Annotated in this window: 19 protein-coding genes and 1 tRNA gene; 18 read left to right on the top strand and 2 right to left on the bottom strand. The window is 69.9% G+C overall.

What is annotated here, in order from left to right; genetic code table 11:
* Positions 1-30 precede the first annotated feature (30 nt).
* The 7 genes from OHT57_RS24015 to OHT57_RS23985 all read left to right on the top strand — a co-directional run bounded on the left by OHT57_RS24015 (position 31) and on the right by OHT57_RS23985 (position 10,668).
* Positions 31-381 (top strand): metallopeptidase family protein, encoded by a 351-nt coding sequence (locus OHT57_RS24015; RefSeq protein WP_328748559.1) that lies wholly within the window; start codon positions 31-33, stop codon positions 379-381.
* A gap of 79 nt (positions 382-460) precedes the next feature.
* Positions 461-979 carry a hypothetical protein gene (locus OHT57_RS24010; RefSeq protein ID WP_328748558.1) on the top strand — a complete coding sequence of 173 codons (519 nt, stop codon included), beginning with the start codon at positions 461-463 and terminating at the stop codon, positions 977-979.
* 248 nt (positions 980-1,227) lie between these two features.
* Positions 1,228-3,414: a DEAD/DEAH box helicase gene (locus OHT57_RS24005; RefSeq protein WP_328748557.1), complete on the top strand. Its 2,187-nt coding sequence runs from the start codon at positions 1,228-1,230 to the stop codon at positions 3,412-3,414.
* Positions 3,415-3,608: 194 nt separating this feature from the next.
* Positions 3,609-5,732 carry an FG-GAP repeat domain-containing protein gene (locus tag OHT57_RS24000; protein ID WP_328748556.1) on the top strand — a complete coding sequence of 708 codons (2,124 nt, stop codon included), beginning with the start codon at positions 3,609-3,611 and terminating at the stop codon, positions 5,730-5,732.
* Entirely contained in the window at positions 5,732-8,875 is a 3,144-nt protein-coding gene (locus tag OHT57_RS23995; RefSeq protein ID WP_328748555.1) for an FG-GAP-like repeat-containing protein, read from the top strand. The genes OHT57_RS24000 and OHT57_RS23995 overlap by 1 nt, the downstream gene beginning before the upstream one ends.
* Before the next feature lie 71 nt (positions 8,876-8,946).
* Positions 8,947-10,497, top strand: a complete 1,551-nt coding sequence (locus OHT57_RS23990; protein ID WP_328748554.1) for an amino acid permease — start codon at positions 8,947-8,949, stop codon at positions 10,495-10,497.
* Between the two features lie 98 nt (positions 10,498-10,595).
* Positions 10,596-10,668, top strand: a tRNA-Lys gene (locus tag OHT57_RS23985).
* 910 nt (positions 10,669-11,578) lie between these two features.
* Here the strand turns inward: OHT57_RS23985 and OHT57_RS23980 are convergent.
* Positions 11,579-11,950 carry an STAS domain-containing protein gene (locus OHT57_RS23980; RefSeq protein ID WP_328748553.1) on the bottom strand — a complete coding sequence of 124 codons (372 nt, stop codon included), beginning with the start codon at positions 11,948-11,950 and terminating at the stop codon, positions 11,579-11,581.
* 295 nt (positions 11,951-12,245) lie between these two features.
* On the opposite strand from OHT57_RS23980, the gene OHT57_RS23975 reads away from it, so the two are divergent.
* The 9 genes from OHT57_RS23975 (at position 12,246) to OHT57_RS23935 (ending at position 19,849) form a co-directional block, all read left to right on the top strand.
* Positions 12,246-12,845 (top strand): chemotaxis protein CheB, encoded by a 600-nt coding sequence (locus tag OHT57_RS23975; protein ID WP_328748552.1) that lies wholly within the window; start codon positions 12,246-12,248, stop codon positions 12,843-12,845.
* Entirely contained in the window at positions 12,845-14,710 is a 1,866-nt protein-coding gene (locus OHT57_RS23970; RefSeq protein WP_328748551.1) for a CheR family methyltransferase, read from the top strand. The genes OHT57_RS23975 and OHT57_RS23970 overlap by 1 nt, the downstream gene beginning before the upstream one ends.
* A gap of 22 nt (positions 14,711-14,732) precedes the next feature.
* Entirely contained in the window at positions 14,733-15,587 is an 855-nt protein-coding gene (locus tag OHT57_RS23965) for a GAF and ANTAR domain-containing protein (protein WP_328748550.1), read from the top strand.
* Between the two features lie 12 nt (positions 15,588-15,599).
* Positions 15,600-16,337 carry a GAF and ANTAR domain-containing protein gene (locus tag OHT57_RS23960; protein ID WP_328748549.1) on the top strand — a complete coding sequence of 246 codons (738 nt, stop codon included), beginning with the start codon at positions 15,600-15,602 and terminating at the stop codon, positions 16,335-16,337.
* Between the two features lie 824 nt (positions 16,338-17,161).
* Positions 17,162-17,320, top strand: coding sequence for a hypothetical protein (locus OHT57_RS23955; RefSeq protein ID WP_328748548.1), 159 nt, complete (start codon positions 17,162-17,164; stop codon positions 17,318-17,320).
* Positions 17,321-17,383: 63 nt separating this feature from the next.
* The gene (locus tag OHT57_RS23950) at positions 17,384-17,812 is read left to right on the top strand and encodes a hypothetical protein (RefSeq protein WP_328748547.1); all 429 of its coding nucleotides are present in this window, start codon (positions 17,384-17,386) and stop codon (positions 17,810-17,812) included.
* A 369-nt stretch (positions 17,813-18,181) separates the two neighbouring features.
* Positions 18,182-18,397 (top strand): hypothetical protein, encoded by a 216-nt coding sequence (locus OHT57_RS23945; protein WP_328748546.1) that lies wholly within the window; start codon positions 18,182-18,184, stop codon positions 18,395-18,397.
* A gap of 692 nt (positions 18,398-19,089) precedes the next feature.
* Positions 19,090-19,458: an STAS domain-containing protein gene (locus OHT57_RS23940; protein WP_328748545.1), complete on the top strand. Its 369-nt coding sequence runs from the start codon at positions 19,090-19,092 to the stop codon at positions 19,456-19,458.
* A complete protein-coding gene (locus tag OHT57_RS23935) occupies positions 19,433-19,849 on the top strand; it encodes a hypothetical protein (protein ID WP_328748544.1) in 417 nt (138 codons plus the stop codon). Before OHT57_RS23940 ends, OHT57_RS23935 begins: the two co-directional genes overlap by 26 nt.
* Positions 19,850-19,855: 6 nt before the next feature.
* Here OHT57_RS23935 and OHT57_RS23930 read toward each other — a convergent pair whose 3' ends face one another.
* Complete coding sequence (locus OHT57_RS23930; RefSeq protein ID WP_328748543.1) at positions 19,856-20,341, bottom strand: DUF5994 family protein; 486 nt, start codon at positions 20,339-20,341, stop codon at positions 19,856-19,858.
* Between the two features lie 312 nt (positions 20,342-20,653).
* Here OHT57_RS23930 and OHT57_RS23925 point away from each other — a divergent pair, with 312 nt between their 5' ends.
* Both OHT57_RS23925 and OHT57_RS23920 read left to right on the top strand, forming a co-directional pair.
* Entirely contained in the window at positions 20,654-21,178 is a 525-nt protein-coding gene (locus OHT57_RS23925) for a DUF5994 family protein (RefSeq protein ID WP_328748542.1), read from the top strand.
* Between the two features lie 352 nt (positions 21,179-21,530).
* Positions 21,531-21,878 (top strand): hypothetical protein, encoded by a 348-nt coding sequence (locus OHT57_RS23920; protein ID WP_328748541.1) that lies wholly within the window; start codon positions 21,531-21,533, stop codon positions 21,876-21,878.
* Positions 21,879-21,892 lie beyond the last annotated feature (14 nt).

The raw sequence follows: 21,892 nt of genomic DNA, 5'->3' as shown, positions 1-21,892 counted from the left end.
TACGGGCGTTCTGTGCCGGAGAATGGGTCTGTGCTGGAGATGACGCGCGAGGAGTTCGAGGAACTGGTCGCCGACGCCCTGGACCGGATTCCGCCGGAGTTGACGCGGCTGATGGACAACGTCGCGGTGTTCGTCGAGGACGAGCCGCCCGCCGACGATCCCGAGCTGCTCGGGCTGTACGAGGGCACTCCGCTGACGGACCGGGGGGAGTGGTACGCGGGGGTGTTGCCGGATCGCATCACGATCTACCGGGGGCCGACGCTGCGGATGTGCGGGACGCGTGAGGAGGTCGTCGCGGAGGCCGAGGTGACGGTGGTGCACGAGATCGCCCATCACTTCGGGATCGACGACGAGCGGTTGCATGCACTCGGGTACGGCTGAGCGGTTCGCGTGTCCTCTTGTGGGCGGCGGGAGTTGGGCAGGTTGACTCTTTGACGACCGCCCTCGGAGGTGGCTGCTCGTGCGCCCCTTGTACGTACCCGTCCGTCTGGCCGCCACGGTCATCGCCGTCGCCGCCGCAGCGGGCTGCATGAGCGTGGGCGGGGACGACGGTGGTGACAGCGCGAAGCCGTCGCACTCCGCCGGCGAGCGGGGCGGGGAGGTGCCGGACGGTGGATCGGCGGTCTCGGGTGGTTCCGCGGGGTTCGGCGGGGCCGCCTCGGACGGGAAGCACGGGAAGCACGGGAAGGGCAAGGACGGCGAGGAGTCGGCCTCGCCCTCGGTGTCCGCCTCGGCCGGAGCGAGCGCGTCCGCCCCGGTGAAGCCCGGGCAGTCGGTGAAGCCCGGGGTGCCGGCGCCGACCGGGGCCGATCCGACGCCCACCCGTTCGGCCGATCCGGAGCCGCCGGTGCCGAGCGAGCCGCCCGCGTCGCCCACGCCGTCGCCGCCGCCGGCCGAGCCGTCGTCCTCGGCGCAGCCGGAGACGGGACCGCAGCTGAGCCAGCGGGAGCCGGCGCCCACCGCCGGCTCACCGGTGTGACCTCAGGGCCGGCTCAGGACCGGGCCGCCGAGTGATCTGGGATACATGCACGCGGATCGGTTTGCCTTCGGAGGTGGTGGGTGCGTATGGTTATAGATCGTTTGATCATTTGCCCGGCGCCAACGCAGAAGCGCGCCGTGTGGCGCGTTCTCTCCTTTGCCGTGGCTGACCGCATAGAGGCGGTCGTATTGCGAATCACGGAGTTGACGGGCGCGTGCCGACGAGACTCCGGAAGGTTTCGCATACGCATGTCCATTTCCAGTACTGACCACATCGTCATGCCCGAGAACGAGGGCACCGACGAGGCGGTCTCCCAGACCCCCGAGGCCATCGAGGCCCCCGAGACTACTTTCGCGGACCTCGGTCTCCCCGAGGGTGTGGTCCGCAAGCTCGCCCAGAACGGCGTGACCTCCCCCTTCCCGATCCAGGCCGCGACCATCCCGGACGCCCTGGCCGGCAAGGACATCCTGGGCCGTGGCCGCACCGGCTCCGGCAAGACCCTCTCCTTCGGTCTGCCGCTGCTGACGAAGCTGTCCGGCGGCCACACCGACAAGAAGAAGCCCCGCGGCATCATCCTCACGCCGACCCGTGAGCTCGCGATGCAGGTCGCGGACGCCCTCCAGCCCTACGGCGACGTCCTCGGCCTCAAGATGAAGGTCGTCTGCGGCGGCACGTCGATGAGCAACCAGATGTACGCCCTGGAGCGCGGTGTCGACGTCCTCGTCGCCACCCCGGGCCGGCTGCGCGACCTCATCAACCGTGGCGCCTGCTCCCTGGCGAACGTCGAGATCGCGGTCCTCGACGAGGCCGACCAGATGTCCGACCTGGGCTTCCTGCCCGAGGTCACCGAGCTGCTGGACCAGATCCCGGGCGGCGGCCAGCGCATGCTGTTCTCGGCCACGATGGAGAACGAGATCTCCACGCTGGTCAAGCGCTACCTGAGCAACCCGGTCACGCACGAGGTCGACAGCGCCCAGGGCAACGTCACGACGATGTCCCACCACATCCTCATCGTGAAGCCCAAGGACAAGGCGCCGGTCACGGCCGCGATCGCCTCCCGCAAGGGCCGCACGATCATCTTCGTCCGCACCCAGCTGGGCGCCGACCGTATCGCCGAGCAGCTGTGCGAGTCCGGTGTGAAGGCGGACGCGCTGCACGGCGGCATGACGCAGGGTGCCCGCACCCGCGTCCTGGAGGACTTCAAGAAGGGCTACGTCAACGCGCTCGTCGCGACCGACGTCGCCGCCCGCGGCATCCACGTCGACGGCATCGACCTCGTCCTGAACGTCGACCCCGCCGGTGACCACAAGGACTACCTGCACCGCGCCGGCCGTACCGCTCGCGCGGGCCGCACCGGCACGGTCGTGTCGCTGTCCCTGCCGCACCAGCGCCGCCAGATCTTCCGGCTGATGGAGGACGCGGGCGTCGACGCCGGGCGTCACATCATCAACACCGGTACGGCCTTCGAGCCCGAGGTCGCCGAGATCACGGGCGCGCGTTCGATGACCGAGGTCCAGTCCGAGTCCGCGGCCAACGCGGCGCAGCAGGCCGAGCGTGAGGTCTCGCACCTCGCCAAGGAGCTGGAGCGGGCGCAGCGTCGCGCGACCGAGCTGCGCGAGGAGGCCGACCGTCTGGTCGCCCGCGCCGCCCGCGAGCGTGGCGAGGACCCGGAGGCGGCGGTCGCCGAGGCCCAGGCCGTGGTGGCCGAGGCGGTGGAGGCGGCTGAGGCCGTGGTCGCCGAGCAGCCCGCGTACGACCAGCCGCGTCAGCGTCGTGACGAGCGGGGCAACTACGAGCGCCGTGACGATCGTCGTGACGACCGTGGTGGCCGTTCCTTCGAGCGTCGTGACGACCGTTCCTCGGTTGGCTTCAACCGTGACCGTCGTGACGAGCGTCCCTCGGGTGGCTTCCGCCGCGACGACCGTCGGGACGACCGTTCCTCGGGTGGCTTCAACCGTGACCGTCGTGACGAGCGTCCCTCCGGCGGCTTCAACCGTGACGACCGTCGCGACGACCGTGGTGGCCGTTCCTTCGAGCGTCGTGACGACCGCCCCTCGGGTGGCTTCCGCCGCGACGACCGTCCCTCGGGCGGTTTCAACCGTGACCGTCAGGGCGACCGCCCCACCGGCGGTGGCTTCAACCGTGACCGTCGTGACGAGCGCCCCACCGGCGGTGGCTTCCGCCGCGACGACCGCCCCACGGGCGGTGGCTTCAACCGTGACCGTCGTGACGAGCGTCCGTCCACCCACCGGGGCAGCGACCGTCCCTTCAACCGCGACCGTCAGGGCGACCGCCCCACCGGCGGCGGCTTCCGCTCCGGCCACGACCGCCCGTCCGGCCGTCGTGACGACCACCGCGGTGGCACCGGCACGGGTACCGGCACCGGCACCTTCGGCCGCCGTGACGACAAGCCGCGCTGGAAGCGCAACGGCTGACGCAGCGTGAGCTGAGCTGGGGCCCGTACGACTTCGGTCGTACGGGCCCTTTTCGTACGCGCGATCGACAATTGGCTGTCGAAGCCTGTGTGGCCGTTGTTAGCATCTGATGTATCGCGTGGCGGAGTGTGGCCGAGGGGGAATTCGACGAGGCCTGCCGACGCGCCTTTTCTGACTTCCCTGGGGAGGGACCCTTGACCCGGCGTGCCCGGATCGCTTCTGCTCTCGTCGGCCTCGCGGCCATCGGCGCGGGCTCACTGACCACCGCGGGCCCTGCGGCCGCGGACACCACCACCCCGACACCGATCGCCACGGACGGCGTGTGGGGTATCGACTACGCGGGCGGCTTTCTGACCAGCGTGGAGAACACGCCGAGCGGCTACCAGTGGGTGGTGGGCCGACAGGTCTCCGCCGACGGTTCCACGGTGCTGGACAAGACCTACCGCGGATACGCGGACATCGACGCGGGCGGCAGCCATGTGCAGCGGGTGCCGTGCGACGCGGGCGCGGAGGGCTGCGTGCCGATGCGCTCCTTCGGCAACACCTACGCCGGCTACTTCATGGACGACGCCACCGGCAAGCAGGTGGCGCAGATCCACCTGACCGAGAACTCACTCAGCGGCACCGACGAGCCGACCGTGACCGGTGGCCGTTTCGTCGACGCCACCGGGCGCTACTACGTCTACGACGCGGCTTCCACCGGCAAGCAGTACGTCGACGCGGTGGCCTCCTTCCGCACCGCGGACGTGCGCCGCACCCGCTCCGTCACCGCCGCCTCCGTGTGGGGGTCGGCGCTGTGGACGCCGGGTTCGGGCAACGGTGTCGTCACCCAGTACGACCTGGAGGCGAAGAAGACGGTCGCGACCGTCTCCACCGGTGCCCCCTGCACGGTCAAGGACCTTCAGGTGATCGGCCGCTGGATCTACTGGAACTGCGGCCCGACGGGCACCGCGGGCGTGTACGACCGTACGGCGAAGAAGAACATCACGGTGCCCTCGGGGCCCGCCCTCGTCGGCGACGGCTATCTCGTCCGGCACGACCGGAGCGCCGGCAAGCTGATGCTGACGGACTACCACTCCGGTACGGCCGCCGCCGCGCGCGCGATCGCCGACCTGCCGGCCGGGAACACCGCCGACCAGCGGCGGCTGACCTGGTCGGTGGACAAGCTCGGCGGCGACATCGCGTACGTCGGCGCGGACAAGTCGATCCGGATAGTGCAGAGCGGAGTGCCGGCGCAGTCGCTGGCGAAGATCGAGTCGGACGTGGACGGCGACTCGGTGGACGTGAAGGGCCGCAACGGCGTCGAGGCCTGGGGCAGCTACTGGCAGTTGAACAAGCCCGCCAACTGGACCTTCACCGTGAGGGACGCGCAGGGCCGCACCGAGCGCACCATCAGGGGCCACGGAGCCCAGGTCGAGGTGAACTGGGACCTGAAGACCGACTCGGGCGCCTACCCCTTCAACGGCCCCAAGACCTGGAGCCTGAAGGCGACTGCCGAGGACGGCGGCGGTACGTACACCACGGGTGGCTCGCTCGGTTACAACGGCGGCCGCCAGGGCTTCCACGACCAGGGGTACTACAGCTACGGAGAGCTGGTCACACTCAACGCCTCGGGTGCCCTGAGCCTCCAGTACACCACCGGCAAGGGCACGTTCGACTTCAAGAAGACCGGCTCCGGCTGGCCCGCGGGCACCGTGGCCGTGCCCTTCGGCGACATGGGCGCCGACCGCTGCGCCGAGATGCTGGTCCGCATGCCGAACGGCGAACTGCGGCGTTACGCGGGCCGGTGCGGTGAGCCGTACACGCCTGCGAGCAGCCACACCTCCCTCGGCACGGGCTGGAACGCGTACAACGTCCTCACCGCCCCCGGTGACCTGACCGGCGACGGCCGTACCGATCTGCTGGCCCGCAAGGCCTCGACCGGGGACGTCTATCTCTTCGCGAACGACGGCGCGAGCAAGCTCAAGCCGGGCGTGAAGATCCGCAGCTGGGCGACGTACAAGAAGATCGTCGGCGCCGGTGATCTGAACGGCGACGGTTTCGGGGACGTGCTGGTGCAGGACAAGGCCGGGACGCTGTGGCGCTACGACGGCACCGGCACCGGTCAGGTCAAGGAGCGGGTGAAGGTCTTCGCCAGCTGGGGGACCTCGTACAACGTGGTCGTCGGCGTCGGTGACATCACCGGGGACGGGAAGAACGACCTGGTCTCCCGGGACACCGCGGGCAACCTCTATCGCAACAACGGTGACGGCAAGGGGTCGTTCGGGGCGCGTACGAAGATCGCGACCGGCTGGCAGGGCTACAAGGGGGTCTCCTGATGCGACACCTGATCAGAGCGGGGGCCGTGGCCGGCATTCTGGCGCTGGGGATCGGGCTCACCCCGCTCCTCGCCGCACCGGCCGTCGCGGACACCCCGGGACAGCTCGACATCACGCCCAACTGGCGTGCCGTACCCCGCGAGGACTCGCTGGGTTCCTTCGGCGCCACCGGCTTCGTCCACTCGCCCGAGGACGCCGACCCGAGCTTCGGGCAGGAGTTCCAGTGGACCCGGTTCGACACCGGTGAGACGACGACCCTGCTCGGCTACGGCAACAACGAGGACGCGGGCTTCGCCGAGTTCGGCGCCGAGTCGGACTACGTGGCCCACCACTACCTGGGCTCGATCGACATCGAGAACATGGCGGACGGCACCGCGCGCCGGTTCACCGTGCCCTACGGTTCCGGCGACCTCTTCCAGGGCCTCCTCGGCTCCACGGTCCTGGTGCAGGACTACACGGACAACGACCTCCAGACGGTGGACAGTTGGTACCTGCTGCCCGCCGACAACCCGGTGATCGACGCCAAGGTCACCGTCACGGGCTGGCCCGAGGGCACCGACCTGAAGCAGGTGCGGCTGGTCGCGGGTGACGCGCGGGAGGCCGTCGTACGGTTCGCCACCTCGGCCGCCGACGCGGAGAACGGCCGGTACGACCGGCTCGGTCTGATCGACCTGAAGACCGGCCGGCTGCGTACCCTCGCCGCGAACACGGGCTGGAGCCCCTACGTCGCGCTCGCCGGGGACGACCTGCTGTGGATCGACTCCGACCGGGTGGCCCACGTGCGCTCGCGCACCGACCTGGACGCACCCGAGCGGACCTTCCCGGTCCCCTCCGGCCTCGACCTCTCCAAGATCGGCCTGCTCGACGGCTGGCTGCTGGCCTTCACCCAGACCGATGGCACGGACGCGGCTCTGCAGCGGAACCTGGTCGCCCTCTCGTTCGACGGGCAGCAGCGGCGAACGCTGCTGGAGAAGGCCGACCAGGAGGCCGTACAGATCGCCGGCGGTGGAGTCGCGGTGATCGGCGGGACCTCGTCGGCGGACTGGTACGTCCAGAAGGTCACCGTCGGCACGGACGGCCTGCCACGCCTGGAGAAGGTACGGCGCCTCGACCCGGTCGCGGCGGGTGTGGACGCGATCGCGCTGAGCGCGGGCACCCTGTCCACGGTGGAGAAGGAGGGCCCGCAGGGCGCCGGCTTCTACAACCGCACCCTCAGCCCCGCCCAGGCACCCACCTCCGCGTCCGACCCGGTGTACGTCGGACGGGAGAGCGGGCGGTCGTACGACTACACGGTCTGCGGGCAGTCGCTCTGCACGCAGCTCCTCAACAGCGGTGACGGGCGGACGGTCTACCAGGTCCGCAACTTCCAGTCGAGCCCCGCGCAGGTCGAGATCGTCGGCCGACGCGGACCCGACCGGGCGGACCGTGCGCTGACCGGGAACTCCGACGGGCGGCTCACCGAGGCCACCGGCCGGTACGCCGTCTACCAGAGCGGCCGGCCGACGGTCCCCGGGTACCCGGTGCCGGACGGGGTGACGATCGTCGTCGACCTCGACACCGGCTCGGTCGTCGACCAGCGGCCGGAGACCGGCGCGACCGTGTGGGGCGGAACGCTGTACGCGGCCACGACCACGGCCGGCACCGTCGCCCGCAAGGACCTCGCGACCGGCAAGGACACCGGCACGCTCGACACGGGCGCGCCCTGTGTCCCCGTCGAACTGCAGAGTGCCGGGCCGTGGCTGTACTGGACCTGCGAGCAGTTCCAGCAGCACGGCGTAGTCAATGTGAACACGGGCGAGAAGATCGCGCTGCCCGCAGGCCGGGGCGGTCTACTCGGCGACGGCTACTTCGTCAACCAGCGCTACACCGGCTCCAACCTGCGGCTGACCGAGTTCCAGAGCGGCGGCACCGCGGTCACCCGTGACCTCGGCATCCCCATGTCCACCGACGGCAGCGAGACCCGCCGCCGTACCTGGGCCGTGGACCGCTTCGGCGGCGGCATCGCCTACGTCGACAAGGCGAACCACGTCCACGTCGTGCCCAGCGGGGTGCCCGCATCGCCGCTGACCGCGACGCAGGCCGCCACGCCGACGGCGTTCAGGGCGGCGGACAGCTGGAAGTCGTCCTGGCAGCTGTCCAAGCCGGCCGCCTCGTGGAAGCTGACGCTGAAGGCGGCGAACGGCACGACGGTCCGCACCCTCGCCGGGGGCGAGGCCCGCAGCTCCGTCACCGCCGCATGGGACGGCCGTACGGCGTCCGGGAGTTGGGCCGCCAACGGCATGTACACCTGGACGCTCACCGCCCAGCCCGCCGACGGCCGGGGAGTGCCCCTGACCGCGACCGGCAGGGCGGCCCTGTCGGGCGGCGCCGCCGTACGCCACGACCACGCCGGCGACGACGGCATCGGCGACCTGCTCACCCTCAACTCCTCGGGCGCGCTGGCCTTCCAGAAGGGCACGGGCAAGGGGGCGTTCTCGGGGAAGGTCACCGGCACCGGCTGGCCCACCACCGCGCGGTTCGTCTCGTACGGCGATCTGAGCGGCGACCGCTGCGACGACGTGCTGGTGCGACTGAGCAGTGGGGCGCTGCGCCTGTACAAGCCGGGCTGCGGGGCCGCGTTGAAGCCGTCGACGTCGTACACGTCGCTGGGAACCAGTGGCTGGAACCAGTACGACGTGCTGACCTCGCCCGGGGATGTGAGCGGTGACGGCCGGCCGGACCTGATCGTTCGGACGGCGTCGACCGGAACGGTCTACCTGTACAAGGGCACGAACACGGGCAAGCTCTCCGCGCGCGTGAAGCTCTACGACAACTGGAAGACGTACAAGAAGGTCGTGGGCGCCGGGGACCTGAACGGCGACGGCATCGGTGATCTGCTCGCCCAGGACACGTCGAACAACCTGTACCGGTACTACGGCAAGGGCAACGGCACGTTCACGGCGCGGGTGAAGCTGTTCGCCGGCTGGGGTGGCTCGTACAACGTGGTCGTCGGCGTCGGTGACATCACCGGGGACGGGAAGAACGACCTGGTCTCCCGGGACACCGGCGGCAGCCTCTGGCGCAGCAACGGCGACGGCAAGGGGTCGTTCGGGGCGCGTACGAAGATCGCGAGCGGCTGGCAGGGCTACAAGGGCGTGTTCTAGGAATACGGTGGGGCCTTTTCTAGCCAAGTTGTGACGTGTGTCACGCCCCCGGGAGGGGAATTGCTGGGGGCATGACAGATGACACAGCGAGCGGGCCCTCGGAGCTCTCCGGACTCTCCGACGAAGAACGGCTTGCCCAGCTCGGCTACACGCAGGTCCTGGCCCGCCGCATGTCGGCGTTCTCCAACTACGCGGTCTCCTTCACCATCATCTCGGTGCTGTCGGGCTGCCTGACGCTGTACATGTTCGGCATGAACACGGGCGGCCCGGCCGTGATCACCTGGGGCTGGGTCGCCGTCGGCCTGATGACGCTGTTCGTCGGCCTGTCGATGGCCGAGATCTGTTCGGCGTACCCGACCTCGGCGGGCCTGTACTTCTGGGCCCACCGGCTCGCGCCCCCGCGTTCGGCCGCAGCCTGGGCGTGGTTCACGGGCTGGTTCAACGTGCTCGGCCAGGTCGCGGTGACCGCGGGCATCGACTTCGGCGCCGCGTCCTTCCTGGGCGCGTACCTGAACCTGCAGTTCGACTTCAAGGTGACCCCGGGCCGGACGGTCCTGCTGTTCGCGGCCATCCTGCTGCTGCACGGCCTGCTGAACACCTTCGGCGTGCGGATCGTCGCCCTGCTGAACAGCGTGAGCGTGTGGTGGCACGTGGTCGGCGTGGCCGTGATCGTCGGCGCGCTGACCTTCGCCCCCGACAAGCATCAGTCGGCGTCCTTCGTCTTCGGCGAGTTCGTGAACAACACGGGCTGGGGCAGCAGCGTCTACGTCGTCCTGATCGGCCTCCTGATGGCCCAGTACACCTTCACCGGCTACGACGCCTCGGCCCACATGACCGAGGAGACCCACGACGCGTCCACGGCGGGCCCGAAGGGCATCGTCCAGTCGATCTGGACGTCCTGGATTGCGGGCTTCGTCCTCCTCCTGGGCTTCACCTTCGCGATCCAGTCGTACGACGGCGCACTGAAATCCCCGACGGGCGCGCCCCCGGCCCAGATCCTCCTGGACGCCCTGGGAGCGACGGCCGGCAAGCTGCTCCTGCTGGTCGTGATCGGCGCCCAGCTGTTCTGCGGGATGGCGTCGGTGACCGCCAACAGCCGCATGATCTACGCCTTCTCACGCGACGGCGCGCTGCCGTTCTCGCGCGTGTGGCACACAGTGAGCCCCCGCACCCGGACCCCGGTGGCGGCGGTGTGGCTGGCGGCGGTGGGGGCACTGCTGCTCGGGCTGCCGTACCTGATCAACTACGCGGCCTACGCGGCCGTGACGTCCGTCGCGGTGATCGGGCTGTACATCGCGTACGTCATCCCGACGCTGCTGAGACTGCGCAAGGGCGAGGAGTTCCGGCGGGGGCCGTGGCATCTGGGCCGCTGGTCCCGCGCGATCGGCGTGGTGTCGGTGGCATGGGTCGGCGTGATCACGGTGCTGTTCATGCTCCCGCAGACCTCCCCGGTCACCTGGGAGACCTTCAACTACGCCCCGATCGCCGTCCTGGCCGTCCTGGGCTTCGCCTGGATCTGGTGGCAGGCCTCGGCCCGGAACTGGTTCCTGAACCCCGATCACGAACGCACCAAGGCCCGCCTGGCGGCCCGCGCGAACGCCCCCGAACCGGTCGATCCCTGACCTTCCCACCCGTTCCGTCCCCCCGACGCGGCCGTGTCCCCGATACCCGATCGGAGACACGGCCGCGTCCGGCTATGCTCGGGGAGGCAACATCGCCCGGGCCCTTAGCTCAATTGGCAGAGCAGTGGACTTTTAATCCATTGGTTGTGGGTTCGAGTCCCACAGGGCCTACGGGTTGTAGGCGGGGGGTAATCTCTCTGACCTGCTACGCAGCGCCTGAGTCGGCTTCGGTCGGGTCGGGCGCTGCTTCGTTTTCGGGGCTGTGCGTGAGCGGATGCGCTCGGCGGCCTTCTCGGCGCGGCAGTCGCGTCGGCCCGGAGTCGTTGTTCTCGGCCGTCAACAGCCCGTCAAGACGTGCTCCGGCCCGGGACATCGGTGTTGGAATGGCCAACAGCCGCCGCACGCAGCCGAACACGGGCGGCGGCTGTATGTGTGAGGACGGCGCCGAGGTCCCCTCCCTCGCCGCCTCACACCGACCCGTCCCCACCACTCCACCCGGGGTGTACGCGAATACACCCCGGTCTCGCACAGGGCTGGGGAGGACGATGGGCTGGAGCTGCGTTGTCGGCGATGCGGCTCCAGCCCCCTCGCAGTGGTCGGATGGTCACTGCGGCCCGGGGACAGGGGGCCGAAAGATACGGGGCCGGCGACTCTCCATCGACTGCTGCCGGTGGAACGCTCAATGGCCCTGCCGGTGAGCGTACAACCGTCCTGGTGGCGGCGGCAGTGCGCGAACCGGCCGGTACCGGTTCGCAGCCCGTTGACTGTCCCTGTCCATGTCCCTGCCCCCTGTCACGGAATCCGCACGCGTGGATCGTCCCCACGGCCGTCGAACAGGCCGGCAGGACGTGGGCCGGAGTCCGTTCACGCCTCTTGCCGGACGCGGGTTTCGGCCCCTTGACGGATGTGTCTCCCGCGACCTGGAGGCACGGGGTCGGTAACGGCTCACCGCACGGGCCGGCACCGCTGTCCCGACGAGAACGAGGTGTTCTGGTCTGTCGCTCAGGGCCTGTGCGCGGAAGGCAACGGGTCACGAATCGGACCGCCCGGCAGGAAGCCCTGGTCCGGTGCGGGTCCGCTCTCACCTCACGGACGTGCGACCGTCGAGTGCCTCGTCCAGGGTGTCCGTAAGGAAGAAGACCTGGCTGAGGCCGACGATCCGGATCATCTGGCGGATGCGGGGATCGGGGCAGACGAGTGTCAGGTGTCCGCCCCGTTCCTCGACGCGTCGCCGTGCTCGGCACAGCAACCCCAGCCCGCGGCAGTCGAGGAAGTCGACAAGGCCGAGATCGACCACGACATGGGAATTCGGTCGGCTTGTGATCGCATCCACCTCGGCGGTGATCAGAAGCGTGACAGCTATGTCGATCTCGCCGAACAGTTGGACGACGGTTTGTCCGTCTGTCTCGTGGACGCGAACCTGCTGGGCAGAGGAAGTGGGCTCCCGGGGCATCGCGGCATCTCCATGGTTTCGCAAGGTGCCCGCCTCGACAGCGAAGCGGGCGACATTGGATATCCACAGCCACCGGGGGCTCGGGTGACGACAGGGCCGACTTTAGGTCGACCCTGGGAACAGAAACGCTTCACCTGGAGTGGGCTACACCCTTCGGGTGTAATTTTATAGATATTCTTGATTAGGAGCCCAAAGAGTGCACTCAGACCAGGAAGCCGCTCCGGAAGGCGAACCTGGGCGCTCGCCGACCGCTTCGGCTCCCCGCGGGCCGGTCGCGTTCCGCTACGCTCACGGCGTGACGCGTGACCAGCCGCCCGCAGATCACTACAGCGTCGTCGCCGTGGCCTCGTCCGCGGGCGGCATCCAGGCACTGACCGCGATGCTCGGGGCGCTGGGACCCGAGCTGCCGGTGCCGGTGCTGCTGGTTCAGCACCTCGACCCGCGGCACCGGACGCTGCTCGCCGAGGTCCTCGCACGCCGGACCGCCCTTCACGTCAAGCTTGCCGAGGCCGGAGAGCACGTGCGGCCCGGCACCGTCTACGTCGCTCCTCCCGACCGGCATCTCCTCGTCGACGCCGACGGCGTCCTGAGCCTGTCAAGCGCCGAGCTCGTCCACTTCGTACGCCCTTCCGCCGACCTTCTCTTCGAGTCGGTGGCCGGTGCCTACGGGCCGGAGGCGATCGCCTGCGTGCTCACCGGGACCGGCCGGGACGGAGCCACGGGAGTCGGCGCCGTCAAGTCACGCGGCGGTACGGTGATCGTCCAGGATCCGGAGACCGCGGACTTCCCCGGGATGCCGCAGTCGGCGGTGGCCACGGGAGCGGTGGACTTCCTGCTACCCCTCGATGAGATCGCCGCGGTCGTGCGGGGACTCGTCGGGGCCGAGAGGCAGTGATGGGCGAACCGCAGGACGACGAGGACAACGAGGCGCTGGAGGAACTGCTCGTATTCATCCGGGAAGCCCGCGGTTTCGACTTCACGGGCTACAAGCGCTCGACGCTGGCCCGGCGCATCCACAAGCGGATGACGGACGTCGGTATCCGCTCGTACGGGGACTACCAGGATCTCCTGGAGACCGACACCGAGGAATTCGGCGTCCTCTTCAACACCATCCTGATCAACGTCACCTCCTTCTTCCGTGATCCGGAGGCATGGACCCTCCTCCAGCACGAGGTCGTTCCCGAGCTGCTCACGACTCTCGATCCGGAGCAGGAGATCAGGGTGTGGAGCGCGGGCTGCTCCAGCGGTGAGGAGGCGTACTCGATGGCCATGATGTTCGCGGAGGCACTCGGCATCGAGGAGTGCCTGCGTCGCGTCAAGATCTACGCCACGGACGTCGACGAGGAAGCGCTGCGCGAAGCCCGTTCCGGGCTGTACACGTCAAAGTCGCTGGAACCTCTGTCCCCGGAGACAAGGGAGAAGTACTTCGAGCAGAACAGCGCGCAGTTCAGCTTCCGCCCCGACCTGCGACGGCGGGTGATCTTCGGGCGGCACGACATCACCCGTGACGCCCCGATCTCCCGGCTCGACCTGCTCGTGTGCCGGAACACGCTGATGTACTTCAATGTCGAGGCCCAGACGCAGATCGTCGACCGTTTCCACTTCGCCCTGCGCCCCAGCGGCTTCCTCTTTCTCGGCAAGGCCGAGATGTTGCTGAACGACAGCGAGCGCTTCGAAGTGGTGAACATGCGTCAGCGTGTCTTCCGGCGCCGTACCGGCAACAACGGACTGACCTACCATCCGGCTCCCTTGAAGATCAGGACGGGCACGGGTGGCGAGGTGCACTCGGTGGCACGCGCCCGCCAGTTGCGCGACCTGGTGCTCGACGCCGGACCCACCCCGCTGATCGCCCTCGACAGCGACGGAACGGTTGTGACCGTCAACAACCAGGCAAGGATCCAGCTCGGCCTGACCACCGGGGACATCGGCCGTCCCTTCCAGGACCTGGAGGTCTCCTACCGGCCGGTCGAACTCCGTTCCCTGATCGACCAGTCCATGCACGAGCGCCGGACCCTGCGGGTCAACCGGGTCGAGCGCCGGACGGGCGAGGGCATCCAGTACTACGACATCCTCATCCAGCCACTCTCCGGAGCCGGCGGGCTGCACATCGCCACCGTGATCTCGTTCACCGACGTGACCGTCGCCACGCATCTGAAGTCCGAGGTCAAAAGAGTCCGGGAGGAGCTGGAGACGGCGTACGAGGAACTCCAGTCCACCAACGAAGAGTTGGAGACCACCAACGAAGAACTCCAGTCCAGCATCGAGGAACTGGAGACGACGAACGAGGAACTCCAGTCCACCAACGAAGAGTTGGAGACCACCAACGAAGAACTCCAGTCCGGTAACGAGGAACTGGAGACGATGAACGAGGAGATGCGCATCCGCACGGACGAACTGGACGAGGCCAGGGCGTTCCTGGAGGCGGTTCTGAAGAGCATCGCGGCGGGTGTGGTGGTCCTGGGCAAGGACCTGAAGGTCAAGAGCTGGAACCGGGGCGCCGTCGACCTGTGGGGGTTGCGCGCGGACGAGGTGCTGGGCGAACCCTTCTTCGACCTGGATTTCGGCCTGCCCACAAAGGAGTTGCGGCCCGTCGTGGAGCGGTGCATGGAGACCCGCAGTCGCTCCGGCCCGGTCGGCGTCGAGGCGCTGAGCCGTATCGGTCGGCCCATCAGCTGTGACGTGTTCTTCTCCCCGTTCGGCGGGAACCACGGCGGCGTCGTCCTGATGATGGAAGAGAGCCGAAGCGATGTCTCCGACTGACCCTGCGGCGTAGCCTGGGCCCATGGACCCGCAGGGGCGCATGGAGGACCTCGGTCTGGCAGCGGTGGCACGGCAACGTGCCGCGCTGGCCCGGGAGCGGGCGGACCGGGCGGCCGCGACCGCCGAGCGGCACGAACGGCTGGCGGCGGAACCCGGCCGGGAGTTCCACAGCCAGATCGCGAGCACGTACCGCAGGACCGCCGAGTGCCATCGCGCCTCGGCCCGGCTCCAGGACAGTTTCGCCCTCCGCGCGGCTGCGTGGGCCGGAGGGCTGGGCGCCCGGCCGCGGTTCATGACGGTGGTCGCGGAGGCGTGCGGTACCGACAGCGCGGCGATGGCGCTGCTGGACACCGAGCAGAACCACCTCGCGGTCGCCGCCTCCGACCAGTTGTCCCGCGCGGCCCAGGACCTGGAGTTCGTACTCGGCGAGGGGCCGGGCCAGGAAGCGGCGGCGACCCACCGTCCGGTACACGTGTCGGGGCCCGAGATCGAGGCGCGCTGGCCTGGGTACGGGTCTTCCCTGGTCTCGCTGGGCATCACCTCGGTGGAGGCGGTTCCGCTGCAGGCACAGGGCAGTTGTATCGGGGCACTGACGGTGTTCGACCCGGGACGCGCGGACGCGCGGCCCGCCCGCCTCGCCGAGATCGCCGAGGTTCTCACCCGCATCGTGCTGCTCGACCCCGACGCAGACCCGGACCTCTATGGCGGAACCGACGTACGGGCCACCGTGCACCAGGCGGTCGGCATGGTGTCCGTACGGATCGGCTGCTCCGTCGTGGACGCGCTGGCGCTCATCAAGGCCGTGGCGTTCGCCGAGGAGGTGTCTTCCGACACCGTCGCCCGGCAGATCGTGCACGGAGACCGCAAACTCATCTGAGGGAGAGGTGCCATGACGTCCGAACAGCGGCTGGCCGACGCGTTCGTAGCCCTGGCCGGCAGCACGGCGGACCGTTCGTCGGACACACCCGGGCCGTTGTCCGTGCTGGCGCAGCGCGCCCCGGCCCTGCTCGGCACCCATGCCGCGACCGTGGTGTTCGCCCCCAAGGGCTACGACACAGCGTACGTGGCGGGCTCCAACCCCCAGGTGTCGCGCATGGAACACGAAGCCGTCGGGTGGCGGGAGGGCCCCGGCCATGACTGTCGTCAGGCTGACCCGGGCCCCTGGGCCCAGGTGGCTCTCGGTAACCGTCCCACCAGGCAGCAGTGGCCGCACTACACCCGGCGGGCGCTGAAGCTGGGCTACACCCACGCCGTGGCCCTTCCCCTGCGCCAACACGGCGGAACGAGCGGTGCGCTCATCCTGCTGTCCTGCACACCGCATGCCTTTTCCCCGGCGACCCTGGCTCTCGGCCGGTCGCTCGCCGACTTCACCGCCGTCCTTCTGGAAGGCGCCCGCGAGGCCGATCGCAGCCGGATGCTCACCGCCCAGCTGGAACAGGCGTTGACCAGCCGCGTGGTCATCGAACAGGCGAAGGGTGTGCTCTCGACTCTCCGCGGGGTGTCCCTGGACGAAGCTTTCGATCTTCTGCGCAAACACGCCCGCTCATGTCAGCGACCGCTGAAGGATGTGGCCCGCGAGGTGCTCGAAGGACACGCGGATCCCAAGCTGACCGGTACCGCGTCGTGAGGCATCGCGGCTGAGGCCGCCGACATGGTGGCCCGCCGCGGCGGCTTCGGGGCGGTCCAGGCGCTGCCCATGCGCCCTGTGGGACGAGGTCGTCGGCGCCCTGAACCTCTTCCGCGCCGCCTGGGGTCCTGACCCGGCCCCCGCATCGGGGTTCGCGGTCCGTACGGCCGCCGTCGCAGTACGGCCGCCGCCGCAGTACGGCGGCGGCCGTACGTGGCGCGAGGATGGGAGGCCCCCCTCCACCGTTTCCTCGCGCGCTGTCCTCTGCGGCGGCGGGACTTGGTGAGAACACCCCGTCTGGAAATGCCGGGAGGACGGAGACTGGAGCCGCGCACTGCGACGATGCGGCTCCGGCCGGGCCTGGTTACCGACTCGGGGGCTGGGAGCCTGAATGGGGAGACCTGCCGGCACCTGACACGGTCGCGGTGCCGTCTCCCCTGCTTGGAGCCTAGAGCAGATACAGGCAAAGCGGAACAGGGCTGTTCACAGGCTCCGCCCGTGCACCCGGGACGTCGTCACGCGGGACTTCTCGGAACGCGCGGGTCCGCCGTCGCCCGGTCGTGCGGGCGTGCGCAGGTGCGGGCGGATCGGACGGGAGACGTACATAGAGGCTTCCGCGCCCTGACCGCGGCTGCCCGCGGAGGGCATACGGCACCACCGTTCAGCTGCCTGCGCCCCAGCGGCCCCGCGCTCCCAACAGGCTCCGGGGCTGCGCTGATCCGGGGCTATGCTGCGTACAGACGTCCCGGACCCAGACGCCGCACCGTCCTTCGGACCTGATGGCAGTCCCGTACCTCTCCCGGTCTTCTGAACCGAGGCGCCTCATGAGCAGCCCACGGCACCCGCACGAACCCGAACGCTCGGAGCGTCCCGTCCTGGACACGGTGCGGCTGCGCCGGCTGAACCGCTGGCAGGCCGAGAGGCTGCGGGAGGACCTGGCGGATCTGTACGTGGAGTCGTCCGTCACCCCGCCCGGCGAGTAGTTCCGTGGTCGGCAGGAGTTCCTGCGCCGGCTGGAGCGCGACGTACGACTGCCGGGGTTCGACATGCTGGTCGCCGAGGCCAACGGCTTGACCGGCTGCGTCTCAGGTGTTCCCGTGCCGCGCGACGGCTCCTGGTGGGAGGGGTTCGACGGACCGATGCCGCAGAACCTGGAGCAACTGACCGCCTCCGGCCATGTCTTCGCGATCCTCGAAACCGTCGTCCATCCGCACCGGCACGCCCACGGGCTCGCCCGCCGGCTCCAGGAGCGTCTGCTCGCCGACCACCAGTCCTCGCTCGGCGTCACCTTGGTGGATCGGTCCGCCGGATCGGTCCGCGCCGCCTTCACGGACCGGGGCTGGCAGGAGGCGGGGCGGATCCGGGGTATGCCCGGCCAGGCGATCCTCCAGGTGATGGTTCTTCCTCTCGGCGAGCGCACGGAGGAGCATCCGGACGGCCTCACCCACAACGACCGCACCCAACGGCCCGAATAGGCATCACTGCCGGGGGCCGGGGGCCGGGGGCCGGGGGCCGGTGACTGTACGGACACCGTAGTTCTCCCGGAGGTCGCGGACAGCGGCCCATGCCAGCGTCGTCCGCCGGGACCGGATGGCCACTTGCCGTCTGTTCAGGGGGTGCGGCGAGGGCTAGCGTGCACGGTACGGCCCGAGCCCCCGGCAGCGTCGATCACCTCGCGCGTCCCTTCGAGGGCGCACCTGGCGCATCGGTGCCGGAACCTGCCGCGCCTGCCAACGGGCCGTTCCCGCACCCGCCGTCGCTACGCGATCCCGGCGCAGCCTCGATGCGCTCCATGCGGGCACCCTTCTGCCGCCCGCTGCCGCATTCCACAACAGGCGGTACCCATGTACGCGCTGATCGTGTCGGCTTCGGTCCCCTTCGTCCTGCTCGCCAGCGTGATGGGCCTGTCCTGGTGGGAGGACCACATCCTGCCGGCGGCGCCGGCCGAGCCCGTCGACACTCCCGTCGAGGCTCCGTCCGTCCCGGCGGCCCCTGCCCAGCACGCAGAACTCCCCCGTGCCGACCCCGCGTCGACAAGGGAGTCGCCAGGCGCTGACTGACAGCGCGGGGTAGGTCCATGCCGCTTCGGATCACTGGGGCGACGCATTCCACCTTCCCGCTTCGCCCTCTTGCTCCTTCTGCTGATCCTGGGTGGTCCCTCCGGAAGCCCGAAGCGGGCCGGAGGCAAGGTCAAGGACACTTTCAGGCGCTCACCACAGACGCCCCGGGTGGTACTGACGTCGCGTCGGCACCACCCGGCCGGCCTCAATGCTCATCGGGCCGACGGGGAGTTGACGGGCATCTGCCCCGAGTCCCTCCGGACGGGCGCAGGCGGCGAGCGGCGAGCGGCAACTCGCGCGCCGCTGACCGTCCGCCGCTCAGCCTCTTGGGGTCGCAGCGGATGGTCCGAGCCAGCTGCTGATCATCGGCCTTGTGGTCCTCGTGGCCGCGCCGGCCTTCTCCGCAGTGCGCCGGTCCCGGCGCTCCCGTCGTCGCTCCGTCCGACAACACCGGCAGCCCGCACCACTCTCTTGCACTTTCGCCCTCGATCCCGTCAGGAACCGACCGGGGGCGACACTTTCGACAGCCCTTGTGGATGCCTGGAGAAAGGGCGACCGGCCGATACCTTGCGGGCAGTAGGGTCGTCATACGGTCCGCCCGTGACCCCGGCCCTCTCCGTACTGTCCAGTCCCGCGCAACAGAGGCCCTGCGCAAGGCGAAAGCCACCCTGGTGACAGAGGAGATGGGGCACATGAATCTGCGTCCCGACCTGTTCGACGAGTTGCGTGTGGTCACAGCCGGCGGCGAGTTGGACATGACGACCGTGCCGGCCTTCGCTCGTGATCTGGAGGGCGCCCGGCACGGCAGCGGGCGGCTGCTCCTCATGGTGGATCTGCGCGGTGTCACGTTCATGGACGGCAGCGTGCTGGACCCGCTGTGCGCGGCGTGGGAGGACTGTCATGAGCGGCTCGGATGGATGCGGGTCGTGCACCACCGGCCGGGCGCGAGTCTCGTCTTCCGGGCCGTCGGACTGCAGGAGCGTTTCCCGCGGTACGCGAGCACCCAGGACGCCTGGCAGGACATACCCGCGGACCGTGCGGCGGCGCAACGGCCCGCGTGATGTGCGGCGCCGGCCGGGCGATGCCTCACCCCGAAGTGCCCCGGCCCGCGCGGGGAGCGATCAGCAGTACACGGACGCCACCGCACTGACAGCCCTCCTGACCAGCGCTCTCCTGAACGGCGCGCGACGCGGCGGGGACGTCGCCCGGCTCGGCGTGGCCGTGGAGCCTCCCTCGGTGCTGCGCCTGCGCGCCCACGCGTACAGCAGTGAGCGGCCCCTCCGTGAGATCGCCGCGGACGTGGTCGCCGCAGGCTGCGCTTCGTTCCGGACCTACGCCCGCGCCCGCCACCTGCGCCTCTCGGACCTCGCCGCGCGGATCATCACGGGGGACCTCGACACCACGGTCATCCCGGCACCCGCGACGGCCCGGCCCGGGGACCACCACGGCTGACCGCCGTCACGCCCTCGGTGCCGCCCAGCCGGTGCCGGTGTCGATGAGGATCTGTTCGGCCTGCGTGCCGCTGCCGGCGCGGACGGCCTCGGCCATCGCGGCGCGTGCCGCGTCAGGCGCCGTCTGCGGCGGGACCACGAGCAGGGAGAAGTGGTCCTGATCGCCCCGGGTCACCAGCACGGTGTCGTCGCCGACCGGGAAGGAGTCGATGCGGACGACCCGGTCCTCGACGACCAGCCGCGTCGGCAGCGCGTCCCAGGCTCCGGCGTCCAGGCCGACCCGCGTGATCGGCCCCAGGTACTCGGTGAGGGCGGTGATCAGGGCGGGAAGCTCGGTGGAGATGTCACGGGAGCGCGGCCACCATGCCCCGTCGAGAACGCCCCGGCGGTCGTGCGTCGTCTCCAGCCGTACGACGGCCGTCCCGGGTTTCACGGCGAGGTGGACGGAGTCAGGCAGGAGCCGGGTCGCCCGCGGGGAATCGGAGTCGGACATGACGCTCGCCTGTCTGCGAGAGATGCGGAGTGACTTCCTTGTTTCAAGGTACTCCGCGGCCCGCAGTGGCCGGTGGCCGGAACGCTCGCCGGTCACACACGGGGACCGTGGGACACGCCGGAGCAGGGGGAGAGAACCGGTTCGTGGATCCGTGCCCAGGGGGAACAACGAGCGGTCCGCCCGGCCTCTTCGGGGAGTAGCGTGAAGGCATCGGGAGCACTTCGCGCACCGGCCCCGTTGCCGGTGTCGTTCCTGGTGAGCAACGACAACGGACACCTGCCCGCACGCAGGGTCCGGGGACGGGTTCGCACGATGTCAGCGACCACCGACCAGCCCCCGCCGCGCGCCGTGCCCTTCAGGGCACCGACCGCGCGCCTCGCCCTCAAACCCGTGAACCCTTCTCCGAGCCGTGCCGAACTGGACGGCGCCTGGTGGCCCCGCTCACGTGACCTGACCCACGAACTCCCGGCGCTGGCCGACGTACTGGACCCGCTGTGGGGACGGATCACCCGTATCGCCGTCAACCCCCGCTACTGGCCGGTGATCCCGCACAGGATCTACGTCAACGGCCATGTGGTGAAGGTCGGTTGGTTCACCACGGAGCTGGACCCGCACAAGATCCTGCTGCTGTCCGGTACGTCGGGCCGCTGGGACCTCCTGGTGATTCCCCCGGAGACCACCGACCCCTCGGCCGCCCGGCTGATGACCGCGGCAGGCGCGAGCACCGCCCCGCAGTCGACCGCGACCGCTCTCATGACGGCGGAACGGGCAGACCACGCCTCCTCGTCGTACGACGCCGGCACCGGGCAGGCCGGCCGGCTGGCGGCGGAGGTGTGACCACCCGCGTCACCGCCCCGGCCGGAGCGGGGCGGCCCGGATCGCATGGCCGCCGTGTCGACACGGACCGGCAGCACGGTGCGCGGCCGTACGGCTCCGGAACACCCGGCGGGGATTCCGCCGACCCACCTCGCCCGGACCCTGCGAGAACCCGCCCACCGGACAACAGCGAGGCCGGCATGACCGTTTCACGGACCAGGGGCACCGAAGAGCTCGGCCGGGTCACCCGCAACAGGCGACTGCGACACCGGGACAGGACCGGCAGGGTCTCAGGAAGCCTGAAACAGGCCGTTGAGAAGACCAAGAAGCCCAAGAAGACCACTGATGCCTTCAGGCGGAACGGAAGCCCTCGATGATGTACGACCAGACGCGTGCCCGGCAGCCCGAGGGCCAACCCCGGGGCCGCGCCGAACGCCGCGCTGCGGGCCCGGAGCCGCTGTTGCCGTCGACCGAGCGGGACGCGATCGCCGTACGTCTCGGGCATGCTCTCAACACGTTCGCGGACGCCCCGCTCAATGCGCTGGAGGAGGCCGAGAGCGCCTTCGACGAAGCCACCGCCCAGCTCGTGAACGCCCTCGCGGAGCGGCGGCGTGTCCTGCGTGCCGACTGGCAGGACCAGGATCCCGAGGCGCAGTCCGACGAACTCCGGCACGCGCTGAGGGAGTACCGGGAGATCACCCAGCGGCTGCTCCACCTCTAGGGCCGCACCAGGCA

This window comes from Streptomyces sp. NBC_00285, from assembly GCF_036174265.1.
Classification (GTDB): domain Bacteria; phylum Actinomycetota; class Actinomycetes; order Streptomycetales; family Streptomycetaceae; genus Streptomyces.
The sequence above is the reverse complement of the archived record's forward strand: the minus strand, read 5'-3'. Positions and strand labels throughout refer to the sequence as shown.